Below are 15332 nucleotides of genomic sequence, written 5' to 3'. Positions count from 1 at the left end.
CGCCCCGCCCCTGTTAGACGAGCGCGGCAGCGAGGGCGAGGTAAGCGCCGCCGCCGCCGACGAGACCTACGAGCGTTCCCACCGAGACCTCGGCGGTGGTGTGGTCCTTGAGTTCGACACGGGACCAGCAGACCCAGGCGACGCCGAGGAGCAGGAGCGCAGCCCACGGGTTGTAGACCTGGACGAGGACGGCGACTGCTCCGGCGGCGACGGCCGCGTGCATGGAGACCTTGAACTTGGCTCCGAACGTGATCGCGACCGAGATAACTAGTGAGATGAGTTCGGCGGCCGCGAGCGCGATGAGTTCGCGGGGTGCGTTGCCGACGATCAGGATGCCGAAGCCGATCGCGAGGAACCCGATGCAGGCGGCGAACGGGATCACGCGTGCGGCGCGGTTGGTGACGTGGTGGCTGTCCCACTGGCCTTTCTTGGCTCCGCGGATGATGACCGCCATGGGCAGGATCGAGCCGAAGACGCCGGTGATCAGGCCCCAGAGCAGTGTCTCACCGACGTGGTGGCTGGTGACCTGCCAGGCGACGGCGAGCGGGAGCAGGAGCACCCAGACCCAGGGGGCGAGTACCTCGGTGGCGATGCGGGCTGATCGCTGCCGGACGCTCGCGGAGGTGGTTTCAGCGGGCACGGGCGACATGGGACGGCTGCTCCTTGGTGTGTAGGTGGGCGTAGACCGTGGCGACGGAGGCGAGCCAGGCCGCCTCGTCGCGAATGTCGGTCACGTCCGGCGGGGTGAACGCTACCGGGCTGACGGCGTTGACCGGCGTCTCGTCTCGCGCGGCGTTGAGAGCGGTAGCGATGGTGACTGCCTGCGCGGTCGCGGCCGCCGTGGCACCGCGCACCGGGCTGGCTTCGGCCCGGCCCAGGGCGGCGGCGTGCACCTGCGGGTCGATGTACGGCTGTAGCGGGCCGACCAGGACGTCGTGGATTTCGGTGAGCCGGTGGCGGACGCGGGCGGCGATATCGCCACGGCCGGACCACAGCCGGCGGGCGGCGGGCTCGGTGAACTGGACCGTGGGCGCGAAGTCCACCAGGTCGCGCCACAACGGCAGGAGCGCGCGGTGGTGGCGCCGAAGCTGGAGGCGGGGACCGACCGCAGGAACCATGATGCCCGTCGTCATGAGCAGCAGCCCGGCGGTGGTGAGGATGCCGGGCACGACGCTGTGGAACAGCGGAACGAGCGGTGGCCACAGGTCGACGTGCCGGACGAGCGAGGCGACCGCCTTGTGCACGGCGAACGCCAGGCCGCACATCGCGCCCCACCGCAGCAGCCGCAGGCCGAGCCGCAGGTGCCCGGCCGGGAGGTCGCGGGCGTGGCGGGACACGATGATGACGTCGACCATGGCGAGCCCGATGTAGAGGACGAACACCGCGAGGTAGGCCACGATCACCGCGTGGTTGCCCGACGTCGACGCGATCGATGGGTGGTCTCCGCGGACCGGCCCGGCGAGATAGAGCGCGGCGAGCACGAGTTGGGCGACGATGAGGAGCCGGGTCCGGGGCCGGATCTTGGGCGGGATCGTGTCGGCCGGGTGCGCCAGGTACAGCACGAACACCTGGAGGTAGTACGTGGAGAACAGCGCCGCGACGTGCGTCACATAGTTGGGCAGGGTTTCGACGCCGAACAGCCAGCCGTAGACGCCGTAGTCGGGTCCGACCACGATCGCGACGTCGAGAGCGGCCAGCGCCCGCACCATCGCCAGGACACCGGGTGTCCGGGACCGTTGCCAGGACCGGAACCAGTAGATCAGGGCACTGGTCGCGGCCAGCCAGGTCAGCAGCCCCTGAATTTGCGCGAGGGCGATCATCAGTCCTCCAAGAGGCGGTAGCGCGCGGCCGGGGTCTCGCCGGTCGCGGACAGGGTCGGCCGGGTCTGGCGCTCGATCAGGTACGCGAAGGTTTCCGCGGCCAACTCCTGCGCTTCGGCGAACTCGCCGTCGCGTTTCACCGCGCGCCGGACCGTCTGAAGGTCCGGCACGTCCTCGGGGCCGCCGTCGGCGCTGGCCTCGTCCCCGACGTGGCGGCAGAAGATGTGCCCGACCTCGTGCAGCAGAATGTGCCGCCGATGGCTGTGCGTGGTGTCCTCTCGGAAGAAGATGTAGTCGCTAGCGGCACCGGCAACCCAGACGCCGTAAGGCAACGGTTCGCCCGACCGCCTGGACTCGGCCACGATGTTCTCGGGATAGGGCTGGATCAGGACGGGGCGTCGGCGCATTGTGGACAGACGGACAGCCAGGTCTTCGGGCGTGATCGTGGCGGGCAGGTCGAGAGCGCACACCAAGGCCCGGACGTCATCGATGTTCGTGACCGGCGCACTGCCGGTCACGACGCGTTGACCCCGTCGACGTCCCCGCCGTATCCAGTTCAGCAGACCCCGCCCGATGACGGGACGGATCATGTGCTGCGCTCACCGTCCCGGGCTTCGAGGCCGCGCACATGCTCCGTCAACTCGCGCAGTAGCGCCGTGCTGCGTTGCGACATCGCCTCGTTGGAGCTGCGCAGCAGTGTCACCCACGACGAGCCCGCGCGCTGGTGCGGCATCTCAAGTTCCTCGGACAGCTTCCGGCGCCAGTCCTCGTAGACCTCGTGGTCGAGGAAGAATCCTGCTGGTACACCGAAAAACGCCGCCAGCGCTACGACGATGTTCGTGCGCGGATGCGGCTGCTTCCCGCTTCGTATTTGCCACAGCGACGAGTACGACACGTCGGCACCCGACGCCTTCAGTGCGTCGGCGACGTCCCGGTCGCTGTGCGGTTTTCCGTCTTCCCTCCGCCGATTCTCGTACAGGAAACTCAGGGCTTCCTGGATCGAGACGGCCCCCTCAAGCGTCATCGCACCCTCATTTTGTTTACGGCCATCAACACTTTCCAGCGATCTCGCCATTCGCGTTGACAAACTTGCACCTCACCCGGCTATGGTCGGGTTACCGCGCTGCTTCGCCAGCACACACACGCAAGACTCGAAAGTGTTTACGCCCATAAACATTCTTTAGTTTTCCGGCGCCCGTTCCCCTACGAACGCCCGCCGGTACACACCTCTTATTGATCAAGCCGTGTCTTAGTTGATCGCAGGCGCCTTGCGCTGCGTTAACGAGTTCGAGGGGATCGCTTCACGTGAACCACGCCACACCCATTTGCACTAGCGAGGACGTTACCCAGCAGCCCACAAGGCCGGTCGACGCCTTCGCCCACCTGATCGCCTCGCTGCGCCGGATCAAGCGCAAGCAGGCGAAGTTGTCGCAGGAGCGGAAAGAGCACGAGGCCGTGATCAAGGCCGCGCTCGTGGCGGCCGGGGCCGAGGTCGGCACGGTCGGCGGCGTCCCCGTCGTCACCTTCAGCGGATCGCTGCGTATCGCGCTGGATCAGAACCTGCTCAAGGAGCGCTACCCGGAGATCGCGAAGGAATGCTCCGATATCTCGGAGGTCAACACCTTCCGGCTGCTGAACGCATGACAGCGGTCCCGTTCGGGGACCTGGTCGCGCTGGCCAGGGCGATGGTCGCCCAGGCCCGCGCGACCGACCCGGCCGGTGCCCCTGACAACGGCGAGACCGCCGCCACCGTGGCCGCCCTGCTGACGGCCGAACCGCGGAATGAGGCCCAGATCCTCGCAGTCGTGACCGTGATCGTGCGCGATGCCCTGGACGACCCGTTCCGGGAGACAACCGCGAACCGCTGGCGGACGCTCCTGCCGAGCTGGGTACAGCCGCAGCTGATCGGGTCCACCGTGAACCGCCTCCGCGCCGCCGGTCTGCTGGTGCACACCGGCCGTTACGTGCGCTCGACCGACTCCACAGGCCGCAACGTCGGCAAACTCCAAGCCGTCTACGCCTTCGACGCCGAAGCCCTGCGCGACCACGAGCCACAGTCGCAGGCCGCCGCGTCCTGACCTCCGGTCCATACCGCCGCGCAGGCGCGCGGCGGTGTTCATCGTGCCCATCTTTCTTGTCCTGTAGGGGGATTCTCCATGGCGCGTGATCACGCACGCCTCGATCTGAACATCTGGGACAACAACGACTTCCGCGCGCTCTCGACCGCCGCGAAGCTGCTGTACCTGCAACTGTTCTCCCAGCGGAAACTGTCGTATGCCGGTGTGCTGGACCTGGCGGTGAAGCGCTGGAACCGGCCGCACGAGGATCTGGACCTGACCGAGATGCGCGCGGCGCTGTCCGAGTTGGACGCCGCCCGGTTCGTGGTGATCGATCAGGACACCGAGGAACTGCTCGTCAGGTCGTTCATCCGCAGTGACGAGCTGTACAAGCAGCCGAACATGCTGCGCGGCGCGCTGCGGGTCGCGTTCGACATCGAGTCCCCGATTCTGCGGGTCGCGCTCGCCGCCGAGCTACGGCGCCTGCCTGCCCACGTGACCGGTCCGGCCCCGGCGATCGCAGCGCACGAGCTGGAGGCCGGAGCGCGTGAACTGCCGCAAACCGTCAAGGCCGCGATGACGGTCCGCCCGTCCGGCCGCCGCTCGCCGGCCGGAGAGCCCGCGCGCTCGAACGGACCGTCCAACATGGATTCCGCCGAGGAGAGCGAGCCTGGCTCGGACCGGCTTACGCCCAGATCGGAGGGTTCGGCGAACCCCTCCGAGAACCCTTCGGCGAAGGACCTGGGAGAAGGGAGTAGGGAGCGGGAGACTGGAGAAGCTTCTTACGCTTCGTGTAGTGAGAAAGTGGGGTTACCCGCGCGTGACGCGCACGACGCCCGCGTCGCGCAGGTAGCAGCCAAAACCTCTGCGGCGCAAGAGGTCAGCACCGGCGAATCCGCGGGCACCACCCTGCCGGGCTCGGTGCGCCAGCAGCGACGAGCCGAGGCCGCGCGGCTGGTGGACTTCTACGGCTCATTGGTTCCGGCGCCAGTCCGCGCCCAGCTCGTGGCGCAGGTGATCCCGCTGCTGCGCGAGGGCATCGGCAGCAACACCATCGGAGCGGGCCTGGTGGCGTGGTCGGGCAAGACCCTGCCCCCGAACTTCTTGCCCATGCTCGTCGGGGAGCGCATGCGCGCGGCCCGCATCGCGGTCACCGACCCGAAAAAGCGTGCTTGGGACGCCGAGATGGTGGACCAGTTCGAGAGCCTGCGCTCCGCCGCGATCGCCGAAGACGACCAACACGGCGTCGGCCTGGCCGTGCGGCAGGCACAGCCGCGGAACGCCGACGCGGACCAGCTGACCGCGATCCTCGACTCCGCACTCGACCAGGCGATCGCATGAGCACCCTGCACGCGGTAATGAGCCGCAACGACGTGCGGGGCCTGCTGATCCGGCACACTGGCAAGCACCTGGCGGAGGACGTCGTGTCGGCCTGGGAATCCGGCCTCGCCGGCTACAGCCTCGCCGAGTGCCATCGCGCCTTCGCCGCGCTCGGCCCGGCCGCGCGACGGGCAACACCGTCAGAGATCGCCGGTCGCTGCGATGCGGCCCGCGATCGCACCACAGGCGAACCGGTGCCCGTCCAGGCCGCGGCTTCACCACGAGCGACTACCCGCGACTACTACCGGCACGCCGGGATGCTCGGGATCCGAACCGTGTACGCGGCGATGGGCTGGAAACGCAACGCCGACCACGACCTCGCCCGCTCGGTGCCCTGCCCGTTCTGCAAGGCACGAGCGTGGGCGGTGTGCGGACCCCTGTCCCGTAACCGGGCGGGAGTCCGGGAGATGCGCGACCCCGTGCACCGGATGCACCCCTCCCGACTCCGCCACGCCCAAGCCGAACTCGTGCACACCAACGGCACACCCGATCAGGAGACCCCGCGATGACCAGCACCCTCGTCCCTCACGACGCGGAGGAGCACCAGATCGACCCACTGGCCGCCCGGCTGGCCTTCGACGCCGCGATCGATCAGCTCATCCAGCCGAACATGCACACCGTGACGCGCGACTCCGGAGCAGTGGAACACGCGCTCGCGCCGTGCCTGATCGACCAGCTGGTGACCGCGACACAGCCAGGCACCGAGCGCACCGGAGGTTCCGCGCGAGGATCGCGCCCACCCGCGTCCCTGAACGCGCTCGCCCTGGTCGCCGAGATCAGCCAAACCCTCCGGAGCGCGCTCGCGGCGCTCGGACACGACCTCTTCGGCACCAGCGCGCGGCCGTCCCTCGCCGGACAGCTGCGGCTCTGGGCCTCACACGCGGAGTCCTGGCAACTGGAAGACGCCGAGTACCTCGCCTATGCCGCACAGGAAACCCAGCGGTGGGCGGCTGCTGGCCGATCGGTGCTCAATCCCGCTCCGACCTACCGGCTGCGCGGGCACGCGTGCCCAACCTGCCGACACACCACCGTTCTCGTGTGGTCCGACACCGAACAGGAATGGCTACGCAGACCCGCACTGTCGGTCGACACCGACCGAGTCGAAACCGTCTGCGCGGCCTGCGATTCGCGGTGGAGACTGGAACATTGGGCCCACCTCGGCCAGATCCTGGACAATCAACGAGCGGAAACCCTTGCCCAGGACTGCGAATAACCTTGACACGATGATCACGAACCAGCGATACTGACAGGGCTTGGCGGAGCTATACCCACCAAGCAGACAGCTTTTCTTGAAGGCCCCGCGCTTCCTCCCCCTCAGGCGCGGGGCCTTCGTCATGTGCGGGCAGCGGCCACCGGACGCTGGCCCCGGCATCCCTCACACAGCAGGCCGCACGCGGTGAGCCGCTGTCCGCACACACCCCATCCTTCCGACCGTCTCCAGCCCTGAGAGGACCAGACAGCCCGAAAGAGGCCCCGGCCCGGAGAACCCAGGGGCCTGGGCTCTTGCCCGAGCTCCTGGAGTGGCTGGTGAGGATGGCAGCTTGCCCTGAATCCACCGGCTGTTTCCGGCTCTGAGTGGCCCGCAGAGCCCCGAAAAAGCCCCAGGGGGACCAGACAGTGTCCGGTCCCCCTGGGGTGGTTGGTTGCCGTTGAGACGGCTACGGCTGCATGGTCACTTCTCCAGCTTCCGCAGTGCTTCCGCCGCAATGCTGGCTGACCGGCCGAACAAGGCTTGCTCGGCACGGCGGGCAACCTCGGCGTCCTTGTCGTCGTCCTTGATCGGCACGTGCGGCATGTGCTCGGCAACGGTCTGGATTGCCTGCCACGCGGCCCATCGCGTCCTGCCGATTCCGGCGAACATGTCGTAGTCGCCGAAGAACAGCATCTCCAGCATCGACTTACGAACCTTGTGCTGCTCCTTCAACCAGGTGTTCGCCGTGTCCGACGGCGGCTTCCACAACTCGTTGCACAGTTCCCCGAAGGCGGTCAACGTCATCTTCGCGGCCAGCAGCCTTCCCGCGCGCTCCGTGATCTCGTCCACAGCGGCCTGTGCTGCCGCGATCGCCTGACTGCCCTCGGACAGGCGCGAACTCGGGTTCGACACCGCATCCAGATTCTGCGGCGCCAACCCGAAATGCTGCACCGTTGCCGACGCCGGACGCACCGGCGAGAACAGCACCTGCGACGACTTGCCCGGCAGGAGCGAGCACACCACCACCACGCGCATCTCCAGCTCGTCGGCCTTACCGACCTTGATCGGGTCGGCCTGCCGGATCGACACGAACCCAGCCGTGTTACTCCACAATGGACCTGCGGCACCGTACTTCGCGTTCAACTGCTTGGCCATGTCGGTGAGCATCTGCGCGCGGTCCTCGATCGCGGCAGGCGTGAACTGCCGAGCCGAACCCCCGATCGCCTCGCGCCTACCTGTGCTCGGATTGGTGCGCACCAGCGCGTAGTAGCCCGGAACCTCCATCGGCTCGGTCGTGTCGTTCTCATCAACCTTGCCGTCGAACTCCTCACCCGGCTCGGCCTCACCCAGGAAACAGCCCGCCTTGTGCTTCACACCGATCGCCTTGCCACACTCGACACACGCACCCGTCGGCACGAACGCGAACGCAGGCTCCGGACGGACATCCCAATCCTTCAAACCAGCCTTCGCGACCAACTCAGCCGCAGTGCGCGACCCATTGACCTGGGTAGCAAGGGTGCACCACGCGTCGCGCACCTTCGGCAACACCGGAGCAGGAACAGCCGCCGGAGCCGACTCAGTCCCAGCCTTCCCGGTAGCCGAAATCTTACCGTCAGTAACCGGAGCCTTGGAGGCTGACACAGGCTTCCTAGGCCGCCCGGCTGGTGCCTTGCTGCCCGCTGGAGCCTTGGCAGCCGCAGGGGGCTTACCAGGGGTCTTACTGGCCTGCTTGGGAGCAGGCTTTCCAGGGTTAGACATTGCTGTTCCTCTTTTCGTGATGTTCCAGGGGCGGGTGTTGCTGCACCCACCCCCGAAGCCGTTCAGAACCCTTCCACAGTGTCTACATGCTGGGGACTAGTCAATAGACTGAAGGAGTGAAAACCGCAGGTCAGAGCCTACGAGATGGCTGGACGCTTTCGCGGTGCGGACCGATCCCCAGGGACCCCCGCTTCGGTCAAGACCGTCGCCATTTTTCCTTTAGACCACCCTGTCGCCTGCCCGAGATCCTTGGTGAGCAGCCCGGCGCGGCGGGCGTCGGCGACTAGTTCGCGAAGTGCACGCTCCGCCGCAGCCCGCTGCGCGTCTAGCTCGCGCACTCGCGCGGCCTGCGCGTCGATCGCGTCGAGGCGTTCTTCATCCGTGGGCTCCTTGTGCGACTTCGGCACTGGCTGACCCCTCTCCATCATCACGGGCGCGGGCCGGTGGCGTCTCAGCGCCACCGGCCCGCCTGCCCGGCTTGCTAGTCGGTCACCTCGGCCCACAGCGGCGCGAACCTCGGGTGATCCTTGATCGGTTCCACCAACTCATACCACCGTGTGAGTACCCCGCGTCCCTTCTCGGTCATCACGTGAACCTGCTGGCCCTCATCGAAAGTCACGTAGTTCGACAGGACGGCCTGCCACAGCGGTGGCGCCAGTTCCGGCACATTGAACTTCGGCGCGCCGCCGTAGCCAGCGGAGATCAGATGGAGAACTCGTAGGACAAGGCCCTTGCCGCTGACCGCAGCGTAGTACTGCTCCTGCGTCTCCGTGCAGTCACGCAGGGCGTCCCGTAGCGCGTTGACGAAGACACTGCGCGCCAGTTGGTAGACCTGATGCGCATCAGTCGGCGACAAGCCAGGGATGAAGGCGCTAAAGTCGTACTCGTCGGAGCTCATTTTCCTCTTTTCGTGGGTTCCGCGCTGCGCCCCCGGGATGGTGTTGCTGCACCGGTTGACCGGGGGCGCAGTCACGTCTAGGAGTGGAGACGGACGTCAGAGCCAGCCGCGCGCCAGCGGCAGAAACGGCCGATGGCGGCGACCGAGACAGCGACGCCACTTCCGGTAGGTACGAACGCGTCCGCAGTGGCGCCGAATGCGCTGCTCCTCCTCATTGCAGAGGAACACCGCGCCTTGGAACCTCTGGTCCCGTTCGTCGCCTGGGTGGGTCCAGTTGTACCGATCGACGAAGTCGCAGAACTCCTGCCGGGTTACATACAGGAATTCGGGGTCGTCCAACTCTGAGTCAAGGAAACCGGCGATCTCCAGGTCGATAACGCGTTCGCCGTAGATCCAGGCGTTGATGCCGAATCGCTCCGGCGTCGATACGCTGGACCGAAACTTCGCATTCATGTCCCGCACGATGGCCCGCGCAAGAGCGGGCAAACGCTTGATGTGCGCGGTATCTACAACTCGATCTCCGAACATGCGCACCTGTTCGCATTCGTCCGGCCTGGGCAGCGTGAACATGCGACCTTGCCTTTCGTCGTTGACTGCACGAACGGTGCTAATGGGTAACAACGCCAGGAGTCCACCTGTCGCTGGCGTAATCTTCTTCGGACACCACTACCACGTGCGGCAGAAACCGCACATCGCGCACGTCATACAAGGTGCGCCAGTTGTAGGTTTCAAGGATGCCCAACGCACGATCCGCCATCTCGTGTGCAGCCGCGCTCAAGCGGCGAGTCCGCAGGCAGGCGAACAGAAATTCGTTACTCAGACCGCCGATGCACAGCGTCAGTCGCCGACGCTCCGCGATATGAATGCTCACGTCAGCACCATGGGCCAGATCCTTATCTGCGCGCAGATGCAAATCCTTGAGTAGATGTGCGGCAAGTTTTGCAAGATCGGTCAAGTGTGCGGTTCGAGAGTAATTCAAACCATACTCTCGCTCTGGCGCTGGAATATCACGAGACATTGATTCCTCTTTTCGTTTGCCGGGGTGTTGCTGCACCCCGTAATCAATTAGCCGAGCTAGAGTGTATTTGCAGAAGGCACTAGTCAACATGTCAAGTAAAAGTTCACCCGAATAGCCCAGTTATTCTATTTACTGGCGATATGTCGAGTGTCTCACTAAGTCGAAGGGCCGGTTTTATGCCCGGACGTGCTTATCGGTCTTGCACTCGTCCGGGGTGCGGGAATGTGACCCACTCTGGCGGTCGTTGTCGTGATTGTGTGGCGCGTGCCCGGTTGGCTTTTGGCAGCTCGGCACAACGCGGATATACGGCAGGGCATCGCTCCACGTTCCGACCTGGCGTGCTAGGTCGTGATCCTGTCTGCCGGTGCGATCTGGCCGACTGTCCGGAGCACCCAGGCCGTGACTGTGGTCAGCCATCCACTGTGGCTGACCATTGGCCGATGATCCGCAAGGACCTGGTCACTGCTGGCCGTGATCCAGATGACCCGCGATACGGCAGGGGTTTGTGTTCCCCGTGCCACAGCAGGGTGACCGCCCGGAATCCGGCAACCCGAGGAGGGTGGAACCGCCCGCACTAGTCGGTCCAGAGTGGACAGACTTCGGTCCGGTTCGCATGGCGCGGGCTTTTCGGTGAGTCGCGGGTGGGTAGCGTCACGCCCCAGGGGGAGGACCCCTCAGCGACGCCACAGCGCACAAGCCCCTGAGCCCCGGAGGGGTGGTGCCAGGTTTTGAGCGCCCCTTCCCCGACGTCCGACCCGATCGCTCGCGCCGAGCAGCGGCGGACCGACCTCGCGCACGAGCTGGAGCGCGCCGCCGAGCAGGCGGACGCGTGGCACGCGGAACGAAACCGCCTGGTCATCGAGCTGGTGGCGGCGGGCGAGTCCTACCGCGACACCGCTGTGCCCGCGCGGCTCTCGGCGTCCGGCGTCGGCAAGATCGTCCGCCGAGAGCGGGACGGATGAGGCCGGAGAAACCGTTGCCCTGGTGCACATTCGTGCACTCGGTGCACACCACGAGCTACGGAGGTACCTGTGATCACCATCGACGGCTTGCCGTCGTCGGAACAGATCCTCGGCGAGATGGCGGCCGAGGGGAAACCGGTTCTGCTCGCCTTCTCCCGAGGTAAGGACTCGCTGAGCGCGTGGTTGGCGTTGCGTGAACGTGGCATCCCCGTGGTGCCGTATCACCTGTACAGCGTGCCCGGCCTGCGGTTCGTCGCTGACAGCCTCAAGCTGTATGAGGACTTCTTCGGGCAGAAGATCTACGACCTTCCCCACCCCAGCCTCTACCGGTGGCTGGTCAACTACGTGTTCTGCCCGCCCGAGCGGTGGCGGATCATCGACGCGGCCGGTCTGACCGAGTTCACCTACGAGGATGTGGCCGCGACGCTGCGCCAGGACCTCGGCCTGCCCGCCGATGCGTGGAACGTCGACGGCGTCCGGGCCACCGACAGCCCGATGCGGCGCATGGCCATGTCCACCCACGGCCCGATCCGCCACGACACGCGCAAGGTCTCGGCCATCTGGGATTGGCAGATCGCCGACGTCCGGGCCGCGCTCACCCGGCACAGCTGCCCTCTGCCGATCGACTACGAGTGGTACGGCCGCTCGTTCGACGGCCTGGACTACCGGTTCATCGAACCGCTGAGCCGTCACGCACCCGAGGACTACGCCCGAGTCCTGGACTGGTTCCCCCTCGCCGAGCTGGAGTTGCTGCGCCATGACCTCACCCGCTGACGACCCGAACGCCGCGCTGCTCGCGCAGCTCAAAATGGCGTCATCCGTGTCCGGCATGAACTCCAATGACGACGTGCTGGCCCTGCTCACGGCCGAGCCAGATCCCGATCCACTCGCCGGCGTCGAGTACACGGGCGACGAAGAGGACGACGCGCGCGCCGAGCTCGACGCCCTGCACCGCGGCTTCCGCGAACGCACCGCCCGCGAGCTGGAACGGATGCAGCTCGCGACCGAAAGCGAGTACTGGTTCTGCGTCTGTTTCAAGAGCCAGGATGACAAGGACGCTTTCCTCGCCGCCGCCGGTCTCGTCGTCATCGGGGACAAGTACCTCGACGGCTACGCCACCGCGGAACTGCTCGGCGTCACGATGCCGGAACGCGACGACGCGGAGAGGGGGTGAACTGAATGCCTCCACGCAAGCGACAGACCGCCGCCGCAGCCAAGAAGCGCGGCGCGGCCCGCAAGAAGGCCACCACCGCCCCCAAGGCGAAGGGGCGCGGCAAGGCGTCCAGCGGATCCAGCTGAGATCTAGCGGCAGTGCCAGCGTTAGGGCGCCGTGCGAGCTACGCGTAACTACGCGGTAGTCTCGGGCCACTGCTGTTTTGACGCTTAAGCATCAAAACAGCAGTGTCCAGGTGAGGGCGGCGCCCGTCTAGGACGAACGCCGCCTCCTGTCTAGCCCAGCAGTCTCGCTAACTCGTGGGCCAGGTCAGCCAGCGCCTTAAGGAGCTGGGTCACCGTGATGAGGTTGCGTCTCCAGTTGGGATTTTTGTCCCGACTGGAGACGTGATCCAACGGTCGGCCGCCGGGTTTCTCCGGCGACGAACCGCGACACTTGTCCGGCGGTGGTTCACCGGAGCCGTCTCCATCCTTTCGTCGTTCACTCATTCGTGTTCTCCTTTCCAGGCGATCTGCCGGTCTTCCGATCGCCTACCCCGGACGATCGAGAACGAGGAGACCACGAAGCGAGTGACGGCGCGCACGAGAATAACCGACCCCAAACGGCCCGGTGACTCGGGGTCGTTTGCGACCGCGCAAACTTGTTGCAGCGCAACAAGTTTGCTCGCCACGATGTTAGATTTGGTTGACACTAAGGTCGGTGTAACTTTTAGTTGACAGCTAAGTCGGCTTGTACTTTATAAGTTACAGCTACGTTGGGATCTTAAGTCTGCTTACTCTTCGGGTTTAAACCTTGGATTATTACGCGTCTCTAAGACTAGTTCAGAACTAGTCTTGACTAGTCTTTCGTAAGGCTAGAGCTTTGCTCGCTTCACGTCCCGCTGGTGGTGATGCCTCGTGGGAAGGCGTGGACCTGCGGGGAAGCCGACCTCGCTGCGGATCTTGCACGGTGACCGTAAGGACCGGATCAACGATGCGGAGCCGGTGCCGCCGACGGTGGAGATCGTGCCACCGGAGTGGCTGTCGGAGAAGGGACGGGCGATCTGGGATCGGCTCGCGCCGAGCATGATCACCCGGAAGGTGCTGACCGCGTGGGACGTCGACGCGTTCGGCGTCTTGTGCGAGGCGCTGGCCCGCTACGCCGTGGCCACCGCGCTGGTGAACGGCTCGGCGCTGCTGGTCCCTGGCGGCGGCGGCTTGGTGCCGAATCCGGCGTTGAAGGTGCAGGCCGATTCCGAGCGCACGTTTCTGACGTTCGCCGCGCGGTTCGGGTTGACGCCGTCGGACCGGCAGGCGATCAAGGCCGAGGTGAGCGCCGATGGCGGCACCTCGGGCGACGCGGGCCGCCTCCTCTCCTAAACCCCGTTCCCGCACGCGGAAACCCACTTCTAAGACCGGTACGCCGAAGGCCCCGCGGCTTCCGGTGTGCGGCTGGTCCTTCGATGGACGTGCCTGCCGCCAACGCGGCGACCACCTCTGCCATCAGCGCGCCGATCATGCGCAGGCGTTCGCCGAAGAGATCTGCGTCCACACCAAAGACCGGTGGGCACGGACCCCGTTCATCCTCGCCGACTGGCAGCGTGACGACATTGTCCGGCCGCTGTTCGGCGAGGTCCGGTGGGATCCGGAGTGGCAGACCTACGTCCGCCGATACCGGTCCGGCTGGATCGAGCTCGCCCGCAAGAACGGCAAGTCCGAGCTGCTGGCGTTCGTCGCGCTGTACATGCTCGTCGGGGACGGGGTCGAGTCCGCCGAGGTCTACGGCGCCGCCCGCGACAAGGACCAGGCGCGGCTGGTGTTCAACGTCGCCGCCCGCATGGTCGCGCTCTCGCCGGTCCTGTCGAAACGGCTGCGAGTAGTCGAGCACGCCGCCCGGATCGTGGACGAGAAAACCAACAGCGTCTATCAGGTCGTCGCGGCCGACGCCCTGGGCAACCTCGGCACGAACCCGTCATGCGTGATCTTCGACGAGGTCCTCACCCAACCCAACGGTGACCTGTGGGCCGCGCTGCGAACCGGCATGGGAACCCGCGTGCAGCCACTGCTGCTCGCGGCCACGACGGCGGGCAACGACCCCACCAGCTTCGCCAAGTCCGAGCACGACGAGTGCGTGAAGATCGCCGAAGACCCCTCCCGCGCCCCGCACCGGTTCGTCTACCTCCGCAACCTCCCACAGGATGCGGACCCGTGGGACGAAGCGAACTGGTACTACGCCAACCCGGCCTTGGGGGACTTCCTCTCCCTGGCCGCGTTGCGGGAAGAGGCGCTGGAAGCGCGCAACGACCCCGCACGGGAGAACAGCTTCCGCCAGTACCGGCTGAACCAATGGGTAGCGCAGTCCACGCGGTGGATGCCCATGCACCTCTACACCGCGTGCACGGGAACCGAGTTCGCTGAACCGGCGCGGTTGCGGGAGCTGGTTGCTCGGCGGCCAGCGTGGGGCGGCCTGGATCTCGCGTCCAAGCTGGACCTGACGGCGTGGTGCCTGATCGTGCCGGACGGCATCGACGGACACGTCTCGGCGCTCTGGCGGTTCTGGCTACCCGAATCCGGGGTGGATTTCCTCGACGAGCACACCGACCACCGGGTGTCTCAATGGGTCGAGCAGGGGTGGATCACCACCACGCCGGGCGAGGTCATCGACTACGAGGTGATCGAGGCCGACATCGCCGCCGACTGCGCGGCGCTGCGGGTCGCCGATATCAACTATGACGAGTGGAGCGGCGAACCCGTCCGCCAGCGCCTGGAGCGCGTCACTCGCGTGGAGATGTACCCGGTGCCGCAGACGTTCCGCGGAATGACCCACGGCATGACCGAACTCATGACGCTGACCCGCTCCCGCTCGTGGTCGCATCACGGGAATCCCGTAGCTGCGTTCTGCTTCGACTCGGTGGAGGTACGCCATCCACCAGGAGAACCCGATCTCATCCGACCCGACAAGCCCCTACGCGGGAAGACCGGCAAGCGCATCGACGCGGTACCCACCGCCGCCATGGCGGTCTCTGGGTGGCGGCTGCGCGGGCAAAAGCCGAAGAAGTCCGGTCACATGGTCGTCATGGGCTGACCAGGGTCGG

At 66.3% G+C, this 15332-nt stretch carries 18 protein-coding genes; 10 read left to right on the top strand and 8 right to left on the bottom strand.

The window, feature by feature from the left end:
* Nucleotides 1–13: 13 nt before the first annotated feature.
* The 4 genes from AB0M65_RS11540 to AB0M65_RS11525 all read right to left on the bottom strand — a co-directional run bounded on the left by AB0M65_RS11540 (nt 14) and on the right by AB0M65_RS11525 (nt 2844).
* On the bottom strand, nt 14–649 hold the full coding sequence (locus AB0M65_RS11540; RefSeq protein ID WP_364025185.1) for a hypothetical protein: 636 nt from the start codon (nt 647–649) through the stop codon (nt 14–16).
* On the bottom strand, nt 630–1820 hold the full coding sequence (locus tag AB0M65_RS11535; RefSeq protein WP_364025182.1) for an MAB_1171c family putative transporter: 1191 nt from the start codon (nt 1818–1820) through the stop codon (nt 630–632). Before AB0M65_RS11535 ends, AB0M65_RS11540 begins: the two co-directional genes overlap by 20 nt.
* Nucleotides 1820–2338, bottom strand: coding sequence for a hypothetical protein (locus tag AB0M65_RS11530; RefSeq protein ID WP_364025179.1), 519 nt, complete (start codon nt 2336–2338; stop codon nt 1820–1822). Before AB0M65_RS11530 ends, AB0M65_RS11535 begins: the two co-directional genes overlap by 1 nt.
* A 68-nt stretch (nt 2339–2406) precedes the next feature.
* The gene (locus AB0M65_RS11525; protein ID WP_364025176.1) at nt 2407–2844 is read right to left on the bottom strand and encodes a hypothetical protein; all 438 of its coding nucleotides are present in this window, start codon (nt 2842–2844) and stop codon (nt 2407–2409) included.
* A 281-nt stretch (nt 2845–3125) separates the two neighbouring features.
* Here AB0M65_RS11525 and AB0M65_RS11520 point away from each other — a divergent pair, with 281 nt between their 5' ends.
* From AB0M65_RS11520 to AB0M65_RS11500, 5 genes are all read left to right on the top strand, one after another.
* Nucleotides 3126–3464, top strand: a complete 339-nt coding sequence (locus AB0M65_RS11520; RefSeq protein ID WP_364025173.1) for a hypothetical protein — start codon at nt 3126–3128, stop codon at nt 3462–3464.
* Entirely contained in the window at nt 3461–3898 is a 438-nt protein-coding gene (locus tag AB0M65_RS11515) for a hypothetical protein (protein WP_364025170.1), read from the top strand. Before AB0M65_RS11520 ends, AB0M65_RS11515 begins: the two co-directional genes overlap by 4 nt.
* A 78-nt stretch (nt 3899–3976) precedes the next feature.
* The gene (locus AB0M65_RS11510) at nt 3977–5218 is read left to right on the top strand and encodes a hypothetical protein (protein WP_364025168.1); all 1242 of its coding nucleotides are present in this window, start codon (nt 3977–3979) and stop codon (nt 5216–5218) included.
* Complete coding sequence (locus AB0M65_RS11505) at nt 5215–5766, top strand: hypothetical protein (RefSeq protein WP_364025165.1); 552 nt, start codon at nt 5215–5217, stop codon at nt 5764–5766. Before AB0M65_RS11510 ends, AB0M65_RS11505 begins: the two co-directional genes overlap by 4 nt.
* Nucleotides 5763–6470 (top strand): hypothetical protein, encoded by a 708-nt coding sequence (locus AB0M65_RS11500; RefSeq protein ID WP_364025162.1) that lies wholly within the window; start codon nt 5763–5765, stop codon nt 6468–6470. Before AB0M65_RS11505 ends, AB0M65_RS11500 begins: the two co-directional genes overlap by 4 nt.
* Nucleotides 6471–6929: 459 nt before the next feature.
* Here AB0M65_RS11500 and AB0M65_RS11495 read toward each other — a convergent pair whose 3' ends face one another.
* The 4 genes from AB0M65_RS11495 to AB0M65_RS11480 all read right to left on the bottom strand — a co-directional run bounded on the left by AB0M65_RS11495 (nt 6930) and on the right by AB0M65_RS11480 (nt 10060).
* Nucleotides 6930–7997 carry a DUF932 domain-containing protein gene (locus AB0M65_RS11495; protein WP_364025159.1) on the bottom strand — a complete coding sequence of 356 codons (1068 nt, stop codon included), beginning with the start codon at nt 7995–7997 and terminating at the stop codon, nt 6930–6932.
* Nucleotides 7998–8688: 691 nt separating this feature from the next.
* A complete protein-coding gene (locus AB0M65_RS11490) occupies nt 8689–9105 on the bottom strand; it encodes a hypothetical protein (protein WP_364025157.1) in 417 nt (138 codons plus the stop codon).
* A gap of 96 nt (nt 9106–9201) precedes the next feature.
* Nucleotides 9202–9675, bottom strand: coding sequence for a hypothetical protein (locus AB0M65_RS11485; protein ID WP_364025154.1), 474 nt, complete (start codon nt 9673–9675; stop codon nt 9202–9204).
* A gap of 37 nt (nt 9676–9712) precedes the next feature.
* A complete protein-coding gene (locus AB0M65_RS11480; protein WP_364025151.1) occupies nt 9713–10060 on the bottom strand; it encodes a hypothetical protein in 348 nt (115 codons plus the stop codon).
* 791 nt (nt 10061–10851) lie between these two features.
* Between AB0M65_RS11480 and AB0M65_RS11475 the strand changes: the two genes are divergently transcribed.
* From AB0M65_RS11475 to AB0M65_RS11455, 5 genes are all read left to right on the top strand, one after another.
* Complete coding sequence (locus AB0M65_RS11475; RefSeq protein ID WP_364025148.1) at nt 10852–11085, top strand: hypothetical protein; 234 nt, start codon at nt 10852–10854, stop codon at nt 11083–11085.
* Between the two features lie 69 nt (nt 11086–11154).
* On the top strand, nt 11155–11859 hold the full coding sequence (locus AB0M65_RS11470) for a hypothetical protein (RefSeq protein WP_364025145.1): 705 nt from the start codon (nt 11155–11157) through the stop codon (nt 11857–11859).
* On the top strand, nt 11843–12259 hold the full coding sequence (locus tag AB0M65_RS11465; RefSeq protein ID WP_364025142.1) for a hypothetical protein: 417 nt from the start codon (nt 11843–11845) through the stop codon (nt 12257–12259). Before AB0M65_RS11470 ends, AB0M65_RS11465 begins: the two co-directional genes overlap by 17 nt.
* Before the next feature lie 896 nt (nt 12260–13155).
* Nucleotides 13156–13617 (top strand): phage terminase small subunit P27 family, encoded by a 462-nt coding sequence (locus tag AB0M65_RS11460; protein ID WP_364025139.1) that lies wholly within the window; start codon nt 13156–13158, stop codon nt 13615–13617.
* A complete protein-coding gene (locus AB0M65_RS11455) occupies nt 13577–15322 on the top strand; it encodes a terminase TerL endonuclease subunit (protein WP_364025136.1) in 1746 nt (581 codons plus the stop codon). The genes AB0M65_RS11460 and AB0M65_RS11455 overlap by 41 nt, the downstream gene beginning before the upstream one ends.
* Nucleotides 15323–15332 lie beyond the last annotated feature (10 nt).

The sequence above is a fragment of the Amycolatopsis sp. NPDC051071 genome, assembly GCF_040682875.1.
Lineage (GTDB): Bacteria > Actinomycetota > Actinomycetes > Mycobacteriales > Pseudonocardiaceae > Amycolatopsis.
Note: the sequence above shows the minus strand (reverse complement) of the source record. Positions and strands in the feature narration are given on the sequence as shown.

Coding starts and splice junctions, on each gene's coding strand:
- AB0M65_RS11540 (WP_364025185.1), bottom strand. CDS start 649: ATGTCGCCCGTGCCCGCTGAAACCACCTCCGCGAGCGTCCGGCAGCGA.
- AB0M65_RS11500 (WP_364025162.1), top strand. CDS start 5,763: ATGACCAGCACCCTCGTCCCTCACGACGCGGAGGAGCACCAGATCGAC.
- AB0M65_RS11505 (WP_364025165.1), top strand. CDS start 5,215: ATGAGCACCCTGCACGCGGTAATGAGCCGCAACGACGTGCGGGGCCTG.
- AB0M65_RS11515 (WP_364025170.1), top strand. CDS start 3,461: ATGACAGCGGTCCCGTTCGGGGACCTGGTCGCGCTGGCCAGGGCGATG.
- AB0M65_RS11510 (WP_364025168.1), top strand. CDS start 3,977: ATGGCGCGTGATCACGCACGCCTCGATCTGAACATCTGGGACAACAAC.
- AB0M65_RS11490 (WP_364025157.1), bottom strand. CDS start 9,105: ATGAGCTCCGACGAGTACGACTTTAGCGCCTTCATCCCTGGCTTGTCG.
- AB0M65_RS11455 (WP_364025136.1), top strand. CDS start 13,577: ATGGCGGCACCTCGGGCGACGCGGGCCGCCTCCTCTCCTAAACCCCGT.
- AB0M65_RS11465 (WP_364025142.1), top strand. CDS start 11,843: ATGACCTCACCCGCTGACGACCCGAACGCCGCGCTGCTCGCGCAGCTC.
- AB0M65_RS11485 (WP_364025154.1), bottom strand. CDS start 9,675: ATGTTCACGCTGCCCAGGCCGGACGAATGCGAACAGGTGCGCATGTTC.
- AB0M65_RS11535 (WP_364025182.1), bottom strand. CDS start 1,820: ATGATCGCCCTCGCGCAAATTCAGGGGCTGCTGACCTGGCTGGCCGCG.
- AB0M65_RS11525 (WP_364025176.1), bottom strand. CDS start 2,844: ATGACGCTTGAGGGGGCCGTCTCGATCCAGGAAGCCCTGAGTTTCCTG.